Here is a 10632-nt window from a genome sequence, read left to right on the forward strand (position 1 = left end):
CCCGGACAAATGGCAGCCGACCCGTACCGTCGTGCCATGGAGACCACGATCGACAGCGCGGGGCGGATCGTCGTCCCGAAAGCTCTCCGTGATGCCCTCGGTCTCGCTCCCGGTTCGTCGGTCGACATCTCGCGCTACGGCGCCGGCCTGCAGCTGATCCCGGTCGGGCGCACGGCGAGGCTTGTCGAGGAAGGCGGGGTCCTGGTCGCAGCGGGCACTACCGTCGTCGACGACGACGTCGTCCTCGAGCTCGTCGACTCATTGCGACGATGACACTCCTGGTGGTGGACACCAGCGTCGCGGTTCCCTCGGTGCTCCAGCCGCGCGCTTTCCACCGCCAGGTCACTGCGTGGTGGGCAGGTCGCGTGGTCACGCTCTCCGGCCGGCTGGGCATCACCGGGGTGCCGTCTATGACGGAATGGTGGCTGCAGCTGCGGTGGAGCACGACGCCTTGCTGACCATCCGAGATATCCGCGCTGTCAGCACCTACGGGCTGATCGGCGCAGGTATCGAGTATGTCGACCAGCGAAATCCTCCCCTTCCGCCTCCTTGCAGCGCGCTGAACAAGCGTTTAGTATCCTGATCATGCGTTTAGTCAAGAGCGGCGATCCGGACGACCTGACCACCAAAGCCCGCATTCGGGACACGGCCATCACGATGATCGGCCGGTCCGGCTTCGCGGCGGCGACGGTCCGCGCGATCGCCGCCGAGGTCGGGGTCTCGCCGGCACTCCTGTTGCACCACTTCGGATCCAAGGATGGCCTGCGCGAGGCGTGCAACGAGTACGTCCTCGGTTGGTACACCGTCCAGGTCGACGAGATCGCCCGGGACGACTCTCCCGCCACCGTCGTCGGGATGATCGAACGGACCCCGGAGATGCTGCCACTGGCCGCCTACATCCGACGTTCGCTGATCGATGGGGGCACCTTTGCCCGACAGATCTTCGACGCTCTGGTTGTCGACACCGAGAGATACCTCGACCGATCCGTCGCCTCCGGACGCGTCCGGCCCACCGCCGATCCCCACGGGCGAGCCGTGCTGATGGTGGTCACCAGTCTCGGCAGCCACCTCCTTGCCGAATATCTGGTGCCGACAGAGACACCGGCAGAGCAGCTGGTCCCGGCAGCTTCGCAGCGGTTGATGCTTCCGGGGCTCGAGCTGTACACCCATGGCCTGTTCACCGATTCGGGCTACCTGGATGCCTATCGGGAGTGGCAACGGGAGAATCCCGCGAGCCAATCGTCCGTGCGAGGCGAACGACAGGAAATGCGAGAGGAGTCATCATGAGCGGCGAGGCGATCGAGATCCGCGGCCTGACCAAGTCTTTCGGCGCGACCATCGCCCTGGACCAGCTCGATCTGAGCGTCCGCAGCGGCGAGGTGCACGGCTTCCTCGGGCCGAACGGATCCGGGAAGTCGACCACCATCCGGGTGCTGCTCGGTCTCTTGCGGGCCGATGCCGGCGAGATCCGGCTGCTCGGCGGCGATCCGTGGCGTGACGCGGTGGACCTGCACCGGCGGCTCGCCTACGTTCCCGGGGACGTCAACCTCTGGCCGACGCTGACCGGCGGCGAGGTCATCGACCTGATGGGCCGGTTGCGGGGTGGGCTCGACACGAAGCGACGCGACGACCTCATCGCCCGTTTCGAGCTCGACCCGCGGAAGAAGTCGCGCACCTACTCCAAGGGGAATCGGCAGAAGGTGGCCATCATCGCCGCTCTCGCCTCGTCTGTCGAGCTGCTCGTGCTCGACGAGCCGACCAGCGGACTCGATCCCCTGATGGAGTCGGTCTTCTCGGACTGCATCCGTCACGAGCGCGAACAGGGTAGGACGGTGCTGCTGTCCAGCCACATCCTCTCCGAGGTCGAGCAACTCTGCGATCGCGTCAGCATCATCAAGGCCGGTGCCCTGGTCGAGTCCGGCACCATGGCGGAACTCCGACACCTGACCCGGACCCGTGTGGAGGCCGAGATCGATTCGCCGCCAACGGCACTCGGTCAGGCTCTTGGCGTGCACAACCTCACGGTCACCGGCCACCACGTCCGATTCGACGTCGACGACGCAGAACTCGGCGCCGTGCTGGGGGTCCTGACCGCCGGCGGGCTCAGGTCCCTGACGGCGCAGCCACCTACCCTGGAGCAGCTGTTCCTGCGCTACTACGGGCGCGCACCGGAGCCTGGCCCGAAGGTGACCCGATGAGCATCGACACGCGACCGACGTCGTCGACAACTGTTGCTCGGCAACGGTATGCCGGATTGTGGACCGTCCTACGCCTGGGTCTCCGGCAAGAACGGCTGCCCCTGATCATCTGGACGTTTGCCGTTGCAGCCACCGTGCTGTCCACCGTCTCCGCGATCAAGGGCCTCTACCCGACGGCGGCCGACCGGGCCCAGCTGGTGGACTCGATCACTGCCAACCCCGCCTTCCTCGCCCTGACCGGCCCGCTCACCACGCCATCACTCGGCGGCGTGACGGCGTGGCGGGTCGAAGTGCTGGGCGGTCTGGCCGTCGCATTGATGTCGGTGTTCACGGTGGTCCGTCGGACCCGAGCCGACGAAGAGTCCGGGCGGGCCGAACTTCTCGCCTCCGGCGTGCTCGGCCGGCGCAGCACGTTGACCGCCGCGCTGCTCCTCGCCTGGACGTGCGCCGTCGTCATCGGCGGTATCGGCGCGCTGGGTGCCATCGGCAGCGGACTCCCTACGGCGGGCGCCCTGGCACTGGGAGCCTGCCTCGCCGGGCCTGGCCTCGTCTTCGGTGCGGTCGCAGCAGTCGGTGCGCAGATCTTCGAGAATGCCCGGACGGCAACGGCTTCGGCTCTCGTTGCTCTTGCCACGGCGTTCGCTGTCCGGGCTGCTGCCGATCTGTGGTCCGGAGCCGGCTGGCTGCGCTGGCTGAGTCCGTTGGGCTGGGTCGCAGAGGTCGGCGCGTTCGGGGCGCAGCGCTGGGCGGTCCTCCTGCTGTTCGTCGCGTCGGCTCTCGTTCTCAGCGCTATCGCGATTGCCTTGTCCGGACGACGGGACCTGGGCCATGGCCTCTTCGCAGCCGGCCTCGGCCCAGCCGGCAACACCAGCCTGCGAAGTGGTTGGTCGCTGGCACTCCGGCTGCACCGGACGTCGTGGATCGGCTGGGCCACCGGGTTCCTCGTGCTCGGCCTGCTCACCGGCTCCCTGGCCACCGGCGCAGCGGCGCTGATCGGAGACAACGAGCGCATCCGACAACTGGTCGAGGATCTGGGTGGCACCGGAGCCGTGTCCGATGAACTGCTGTCGGCGCTGGCCGGAATCGCCGGACTCGTCGCCGGCGGCTACGTGGTGTCGGCGACCCTTCGCCTGCGGGTCGAGGAGGAAGCCGGCCGAGCCGAAACTGTTTTGTGCACTGGACTTTCACGAACCCGCTGGTGGAGTGGGCACCTGCTCTGCAGCCTGGGCGGGTCGGCCGGCCTCCTGGTGATCTGCGGTCTGGCGACTTCAGCGGTGCGCTGGAACGTTGGCCCTGCTGGTGCCGGCCTGGCTGCCATGGCCGTCCAGATCCCAGCGGTGCTGGTGATCGGCGGAGTCACCTCCGCGGTCATCGCAGTGGCGCCGAAGTTCTCCTCCGCGAGTTGGGGCCTGCTCGGACTGGCGGCCCTGCTCGGACCCTTGGGCGAGCTGTTGGGCCTGCCCGCGACCATCCGCGATCTCTCGCCCTACACCCTGGTGCCGGCCTTGCCGGCGGCTCCCATGACATGGGCCCCGGTGGTGGCGCTGATCGTGGGCGCCGCGGCGTTCACCGCCGTCGGCTTCCGGGCGTTCACGCGGCGCGACCTCGGCTGACGACGCGGCTGACGACGCGCCTGGCGACTCTCGGCGGTCCGTGGCGACCGACCGCGACGCCTTGCGACGGACCACGACCCCTGGCGACCGACCGCGTATACAGGAGTGCCCAGAATCAGCCGAAATCTGCGATTTACGGGCAGATTCGAACGCGCCGGGCAGAACTGTATGCGCAGAGAGCGGCGGCTAGCAGAGAGCGGCGGCTACTGGAGATAGCCCTCGACGGTCTTGACCGGGCGGGCCGCGGCGTCCTCGGGGTTCTCGCCGAACTCGGTCTTGGCGCGGCGCTGGCGGAGCAGGTCCCAGCACTGGTCGAGTGCTTCCTCGAGGGATTGCAGCTCGGCATGCTCCGCCTGCGAGTCGATCTCGCCGGCCAGCCGCTTCGCACGGAGCTGGTGCTCCTGATCGACGAGGGAGCGGACGGTTCCGAGAATGTCGTGCTCGGTCATGTGGGGCACTTCCTTACCTAGAGGCGGTCGCGCGGAAAACCGTCAGAAACCTTCCGGACGCAAACCCCATGATGCCGTCCACGTCTCGCCGGGCGCGAGGTGGAGTAGCCCGTCACCGGAATTGAAGGCATCGACGGCGCAGGTCATCGGTTCCACTGCGATCGCCACCCGCTGGTCCGGCAGCCCTGGCCCGGGGAAGTTCTCGGGCGAGTAGATCTGCACCCAGCCGAAGACCTCGTCGGCCCAGAGCACCACGGCGGTTCCGTCCCCTGCGGCCAGTCGGTGCGCGACCCGGCCGTCGGTCGCCGTCAGGCCGGTCAGTGCGGTGTCCGCCTTGATGTCCCCCACCCGTATCCCGCCGCGCAGGTCAAGGTGGGTGCCGTCGACCGACTCCCTGGCCATCGGGATCATCCGGTCGTCGACCGCGGCGTGGGTGTCGGCGGCCACCGTCACCGTCAGGTCGGTAGCAGCGTGCTCCCCCACCCGGAGATACGGATGCGCGCCGATGCCGAACGGAGCCGTGCCAACACCGACGTTGGTCAGGCGGTAGGTCACCCGCAGACCGTCGTCGACCAGCGCGTAGATCACCTCTAGATCGAGGGTGAAAGGGTACCCGTGCTGCGGGTAGATCGAGGCGCCCAGCGTGACGAAGTCCTCGCCCTGGTCGACCAGGTGGTACGCGGTGTTCCGCAGCAGGCCGTGGATCGCATTCCCGCGGGAAGGCTCGGTGATGTCCAGCTGCTGGGTCTTTCCCTCGTGCTGCCATCTGCCGCCGGCCACCCGGTTCGGCCAGGGTGCCAGCACCAGACCGCACCCCATCGGCGCGACGACGTCGTCGGTCCAGGTTTCGGTGAAATGCACGCCGGCAACGGAGAATTCGCGCAGGACGGCCGCGACCTGACCGACCTTCACCACCGCATCTCCGCGACGCACCTCGAACTGGTGGCCCGAAACCGGGCGGACGACGGTCGCGCTCATCGCTCCTGCCTCTTCGCCCAGGCGCTCATCGGGACATGAGCTCGTCCCTCGCTACGAGGCCCGCTCATCGGGCCTGCGCGGTGAAGTGCGACACCGCGCGGCCGAACTGGAGCAGCCGCTGCATCTGCGCCAGACCACCGTCGGTCACCGATTTCGAGAAGCGGTAGGTCTCGACGTATTGAACGGTGCGGGTCTCGTTCGCCTCGGTGAGCTCCGTCATCGAGCGTTCAGGCGTCTGGGTCGACAGGTAGAGCATCACCGCGTGCATGGTGCGGGATCCGTCGGGTTCGGCCTTGAAACGATTCCGCAGTCCCTGGTCGACGATGGCGTGCAGCGGGATCGTCCGGACCGACGAGGAGAACATCAGCACGTCCGGACGGTCGTCGTCCGTCTCGTCGTCGCCGTGCCAGAGGATCAGCCGGTGCCCGTCGGTGACGGCCACCTCCTGCCACAACGATTCGCCCCACGCCTGTTGCGAGGGCACCCGTTCGCAGGTGAAGGCCTTGACCGCACTCGGGTCGAGCACGCCGTACAGGGCTTCCAGCGCAGCGTCCGCATCCCGGATGTAGGCCCTGACCGCGTCGTCGAGACGTGGATACGGCGCCCAGTCCTGCGGCGAATGTGGTGCGGGGTAGGTCATGGACGACGCCTCCTCTGGGCAGCCCGGAACGGGGCAGGCCACCTTGAATCCTGCACCATCGCGCCGGGCTCTCGGACCGGCCTCCGTCAGGGACGCGCACCCGCCTCCGGCCGGGACGGGCCCCGGTCGGTGTCAGGACAGGGCGCCGCTCGGCGTCAGGACAGCCCAGCGTTCCTTGCTCTCACCCAGCTCCTGACGTCCGCGCCCATGGTCAGCGCGACCGCGATGATCGGCAGGACGGCGTAGACGATCGGTACCCAGGTCGCATCGCCGAAGGCGAAGTCGGAGAGCCGGATGATGAAGTAGAGCGAGATGGCGAGTGAAGCGACCGCCCCGATGATCAGCAGCACCGGTTTGCGGTTCAGCACCGTCGTTCCGCCCGCGATGAGCAGCCCTCCGGCCAGCAGGGCCGAGCAGCCGATCAGCACCGATTCGTCACGCAGGCTCGAACCCGCGAATCCGAAGGCGTTTCCGCCTGCGAAGATCACCGTCGAGCCGAGCAGGACAAAACCGGCCTGCACGAAGGCGAGTACGGCCGCGGCAACGGCTCCGCCCGGTCGTGGCGGCCGCTGCGGCACCATGGGGTACATCGGCACCATCGGATAGCCCGGCGGGAAGTAACCGGCGGGGTATCCGGGCGGCGCCTGCTGGTGGGCGGGCGGCTGCGCGTACGGGTCGACGGCAGAGTAGGCGGGCGGTCCGGGTGGGAGCGGCTGGCCGGTCACCGGATCGTAGGACGGCTGTGCCGGATATCCGGCCGGGTAGCCCGGGACAGGCTGACCCTGGGGCTGATACCCCTGCCCGTACGGGTCCGCGTGCCCGTACGGGTCCGCGCCCCGCCCATGCGGGTCCGGGCCCTGCCCATACGGATTCGCGGGGCCGCCCTTCTGGAAATCAGGTCCCTGAGTCACGTGGCCTCCCGGTTCCGGCACCGCGTCTGGTCACGCGGGTAGCGCTGATTCTGCCTGACTGCGGCGCCTGCGGCGCCCGTTTCGCCGGTACCGGTTGTCCTTTCGTGCGCGTAGTTGGTCGGCGACACCCACGCCGCGCAACTCGCCTGGCCGATCAGACGGACCGGCCGACCACCCGGCCCGGCTCGTCGATCGAGGGGTTCCGGGAGTCGTAGTCCCACATCGAACGGCCGAACCAACCGGCCACCAGGGTCAGCACCACGCAGAGCAGGCCTCCGCCGACGACGGCGAACTGGGTGGAGGTGGCATCGGCCACCACCCCGTGCACCAGGTCGGCGAGCCGTGGACCGCCCGCGACCACGACGGTGAAGACGCCCTGCATGCGCCCGCGCATCTCGTCGGTCGCGGCCACCTGGAGCAGCGTCGACCGGTAGACCGAGCTGACCAGGTCCGCGAACCCGCCGATGGCCAGGTAGAACACCGCAAGCCACAGCAGCGACGTGCTGCCGAACGCGGCCATCGAGAATCCCCAGAAGATGACGGCCAGCAGGATCGCGATGCCCTGTCGATGGACTCTCGTGATCCAGCCGCCGGTCAATCCACCCAGCAGCGACCCGACGGCCAGCCCGGCATTCAACAGGCCGAGAGCCACACCGCCGCCGGGCGGCCCGCCGAAGGTGTTCTCGGCCATGGCCGGGAACAGGGCCCGCGGCATGCCGCAGACCATGGCGATGATGTCGACGACGAACGTCATCAGCAGGAGTGGTCGTGCCCGCAGGTAGATCAAACCGTCGCCGACCTTCGCCCGGCCGCGGCCGGCGCCGGCTCCGGCCGGCGGGATCGGGGGTAGCCGGAACACCGCATACAGCACCCCGGTCAGCGTCAGCGCGTCCAGGAAGAACAGCCACGCCAGTCCGATCACCGGGATCAGCAGGCCGACGAGCAACGGCCCGACGATGACGCCGGTGGAGAAGACGGTGATGTTCAGAGCATTTGCGGCCGGTACCAACTGGGCGGGCACGATGCGCGGCAGGACAGCGCTCCTGGTGGGCTGGTTGACCGCGAAGAAACCCTGCTGGACGGCGAGCAGGGCCATCACCACCCAGACCTGACGGGTACCGGACAGCGCCGTCAGCCACAGCGCCAGGCTGGTCGCCGCGATCCCGACCGAGGTGATCATCAGAAGTTTGCGCCGGTCGAAGCTGTCGGCCACGGCGCCGCCCAGGAGCCCGAAGACGACCAGCGGCACCAGGGCGACCAGCGACGCGACACCGATGAGCGCCGAACTCCCGGTGATGTCGAAGATCTGCTGCTGCACGGCCACCGCCGTCAGCTGCGATCCGACCACGGTGGCGATCTGGGAGAGGAACATCCGCCGGTAGGCCGGGATCTGCAGCGGCCGCGAGTCCGGCACGATCCGCCCGAGACGACCACCCCGGCGCTCTCGCAGACCGGCCATCTCGTCGGTCTCGTCAGGAGGTTCGGTGCCGTTGGAGGAGCCGGTCCCGGGTGTGGGGGGCTTGTCCGTCACGGAGCAAGCCGCTCGACGACCCAGCGGTCCTCGACACCATGTTCGGTGACGAGGCGGTAACGGAGTCGGTCGTGCATGCGCCCGGTGCGGCCCTGCCAGAACTCCACCGTCATCGGCTCGATCCGCCAGCCACCCCAGTGTGGTGGCAGCGGGATCTCCTGGGCCTCTGCCTCGGCGGGATGATCGAGATGCCGCGCACCGAACTGGTCCTCGACGCGCTGCTGGAGACGATCCAGTTCGTCCCGGCCGGCGACGACGGTCGACTGCGGACTGGACCAGGCCCCGATCTGCGAGGCGCGGGGCCTCGTCCGCCAGTACTGGAGCGAGGTGGCCTCGTCGACTTTGTGCACCGGCCCACGGACATGGACCTGCCGCTGTAGCTGGTACCAGGGGAAGGTCGCTGCAGCCCAGGGGTTCTCGTCCAGATCGTGACTCTTGGACGAGGTGTAGTTGGTGTAGAAGACGACCCCCTGCCCGTCGACGGCCTTGGCCAGTACCGTCCGTGCGGTCGGCCTGCCGTCGGATCCTGACGTCGCCACCACCATGGCGTTGGGTTCGGTCACCCCGGCCTCGACCGCCTGGTCCAACCACGAGGCGAACTGGCTGACCCAATCAGCGGCCAGGTCCGACTCCTGCAGCCCTGCCAGCGTGTAATTCTCCCGCATCCTCGCGAGATCTTCGATGCTCACGTCGCCGTCCTGTCCGATTCGATTTCGTCCGGTCGCGCACTTCACCGACCATCTCTTACTTTAGCTAACGGTTACCTCCACCCACGACCAACAACAGCACCCGATTCGGTCGGTGGATACACCCCTCTTCCGGCGTCGACTCGAACGGGACTGCGGCGGACGTGACCAAGAGCACCGGCCCGGAGCATGGCACCAGCACAGCGCAGAGGAGGACAGTGGCGGCAAGTTGAGTGGCCGTTCCCAGGGGCGTCAGACTCCCGGATCGTGGCGCTGGACTGTCCGTTTCCGATCGACGCGCTGTCGAACCCTCAACGTGGAGGTGCCCGAAATGGCTCCAAACGCATCCGATCAGACACCCGCCGCTGCCGCATTCGTGCCCGGCCTCGAAGGTGTGGTCGCCTTCCACACCGGCATCGCCGAACCCGACAAGGACGGCGGTTCGCTGCGATACCGCGGGGTCGACATCGATGACCTGGTCGGACGAGTCGGCTTCGAGGACGTCTGGTCCCTGCTGGTCGACGACTCCTTCGGCGCCCACCTGCCGGTGGACATCTCGATGCCCGCGTTCCGCTCCGGTGACGTCCGCGTCGATGTACAGGCCAGCCTCCCGCTGCTGGCACCGGCGCGCGGGTTCGGCGCCATGCTGGACATCACCGACGAGCAGGCGCGTGACCACCTGGCCCAGACGACCGCGGCAACCCTCGCCTACGCCGCCCGGTCCGCCCGCGGCGATCTTCCGGAGGTGCCGCAGTCACTGTTGGATGCTGCGCCGACCGTCGTCGAGCGCTTCCTGACGATGTGGCTCGGCGAACCGACTCCGGAGCAGGTGCGAGCCATCGACGCCTACTGGGTCTCGGCCGCCGAGCACGGGATGAACGCCTCCACCTTCACCGCCCGGGTGATCGCGTCGACCGGCGCCGACGTACCAGCCTGCTTCACCGGGGCCGTCGGCTCGATGTCCGGCCCGCTGCACGGTGGCGCGCCGGCGCGGGTGCTGCCGATGATCGCGGCCACCGAGGAGAGCGGCGACGCCGCCTCCGTCGTAAAGGGAATTCTCGACCGTCACGACCGGTTGATGGGCTTCGGGCACCGTGTCTATCGGGCCGAGGACCCTCGGGCGAGAGTGCTGCGCCGGACCTGCCTGGAACTGAATGCTCCCCGATACGAGGCTGCCGCCGCGTTGGAGCAGGCCGCGCTGGCCGAGCTGCGGGAACGGCGCCCGGACCGGGCGATCGAGACCAACGTCGAGTTCTGGGCCGCCGTCATCCTGGACTTCGCCGGCGTACCGGCCCCAATGATGCCGGCCATGTTCACCTGCGCCCGGACCGCCGGGTGGAGCGCGCACATCCTCGAGCAGAAGCGACTCGGCCGCCTCGTCCGGCCGTCGGCCATCTACGACGGCCACGCCCCCCGCCAGCCCGAACTCGTCGACGGCTACGGCGAACTCGCCCTCGCCGGCTGAGCCCGCCTTTCGCCGGTAGGTCCCACCCCGGACGGGGGGGGGGGGGGGGGGGGGGGGGGGGGCGGGGGCGCGCGGGGGGGGGGGGGGGGGGGGGGGGGGGGGGGCCCCCCGGGGGGGGGGGGGGGCAGACAAGGGGGGCCGCGCGGGGGGGGCCACACCCC

At 68.9% G+C, this 10632-nt stretch carries 12 protein-coding genes; 6 read left to right on the top strand and 6 right to left on the bottom strand.

The annotated features are described in order from the left end of the window. Window positions 1-36 precede the first annotated feature (36 nt). The 5 genes from ABIB25_RS11920 (at window position 37) to ABIB25_RS11940 (ending at window position 3811) form a co-directional block, all read left to right on the top strand. Complete coding sequence (locus ABIB25_RS11920; protein ID WP_354528663.1) at window positions 37-273, top strand: AbrB/MazE/SpoVT family DNA-binding domain-containing protein; 237 nt, start codon at window positions 37-39, stop codon at window positions 271-273. Beyond that, the gene (locus tag ABIB25_RS11925) at window positions 270-458 is read left to right on the top strand and encodes a PIN domain-containing protein (RefSeq protein WP_354528664.1); all 189 of its coding nucleotides are present in this window, start codon (window positions 270-272) and stop codon (window positions 456-458) included. Before ABIB25_RS11920 ends, ABIB25_RS11925 begins: the two co-directional genes overlap by 4 nt. Before the next feature lie 127 nt (window positions 459-585). Continuing rightward, complete coding sequence (locus ABIB25_RS11930) at window positions 586-1287, top strand: TetR/AcrR family transcriptional regulator (protein ID WP_354528665.1); 702 nt, start codon at window positions 586-588, stop codon at window positions 1285-1287. After that, entirely contained in the window at window positions 1284-2198 is a 915-nt protein-coding gene (locus ABIB25_RS11935) for an ABC transporter ATP-binding protein (protein ID WP_354528666.1), read from the top strand. The genes ABIB25_RS11930 and ABIB25_RS11935 overlap by 4 nt, the downstream gene beginning before the upstream one ends. Continuing rightward, entirely contained in the window at window positions 2195-3811 is a 1617-nt protein-coding gene (locus ABIB25_RS11940; RefSeq protein WP_354528667.1) for an ABC transporter permease, read from the top strand. The genes ABIB25_RS11935 and ABIB25_RS11940 overlap by 4 nt, the downstream gene beginning before the upstream one ends. Before the next feature lie 203 nt (window positions 3812-4014). Here ABIB25_RS11940 and ABIB25_RS11945 read toward each other — a convergent pair whose 3' ends face one another. From ABIB25_RS11945 to pdxH, 6 genes are all read right to left on the bottom strand, one after another. After that, complete coding sequence (locus tag ABIB25_RS11945) at window positions 4015-4260, bottom strand: DUF2630 family protein (RefSeq protein WP_354528668.1); 246 nt, start codon at window positions 4258-4260, stop codon at window positions 4015-4017. 42 nt (window positions 4261-4302) lie between these two features. Further along, the gene (locus ABIB25_RS11950; protein WP_354528669.1) at window positions 4303-5238 is read right to left on the bottom strand and encodes an aldose 1-epimerase family protein; all 936 of its coding nucleotides are present in this window, start codon (window positions 5236-5238) and stop codon (window positions 4303-4305) included. Window positions 5239-5302: 64 nt separating this feature from the next. Further along, the gene (locus tag ABIB25_RS11955; RefSeq protein ID WP_354528670.1) at window positions 5303-5878 is read right to left on the bottom strand and encodes a hypothetical protein; all 576 of its coding nucleotides are present in this window, start codon (window positions 5876-5878) and stop codon (window positions 5303-5305) included. A 155-nt stretch (window positions 5879-6033) separates the two neighbouring features. Continuing rightward, window positions 6034-6789, bottom strand: a complete 756-nt coding sequence (locus tag ABIB25_RS11960) for a hypothetical protein (protein WP_354528671.1) — start codon at window positions 6787-6789, stop codon at window positions 6034-6036. 154 nt (window positions 6790-6943) lie between these two features. After that, the gene (locus ABIB25_RS11965; protein WP_354528684.1) at window positions 6944-8248 is read right to left on the bottom strand and encodes an MFS transporter; all 1305 of its coding nucleotides are present in this window, start codon (window positions 8246-8248) and stop codon (window positions 6944-6946) included. A gap of 68 nt (window positions 8249-8316) precedes the next feature. Continuing rightward, window positions 8317-9009 carry a pyridoxamine 5'-phosphate oxidase gene (gene pdxH, locus ABIB25_RS11970; RefSeq protein ID WP_354528672.1) on the bottom strand — a complete coding sequence of 231 codons (693 nt, stop codon included), beginning with the start codon at window positions 9007-9009 and terminating at the stop codon, window positions 8317-8319. 328 nt (window positions 9010-9337) lie between these two features. Between pdxH and ABIB25_RS11975 the strand changes: the two genes are divergently transcribed. Then, entirely contained in the window at window positions 9338-10471 is a 1134-nt protein-coding gene (locus ABIB25_RS11975; RefSeq protein ID WP_354528673.1) for a citrate synthase 2, read from the top strand. Window positions 10472-10632 lie beyond the last annotated feature (161 nt).

It is taken from the genome of Nakamurella sp. UYEF19 (genome assembly GCF_040546275.1).
Classification (GTDB): domain Bacteria; phylum Actinomycetota; class Actinomycetes; order Mycobacteriales; family Nakamurellaceae; genus Nakamurella.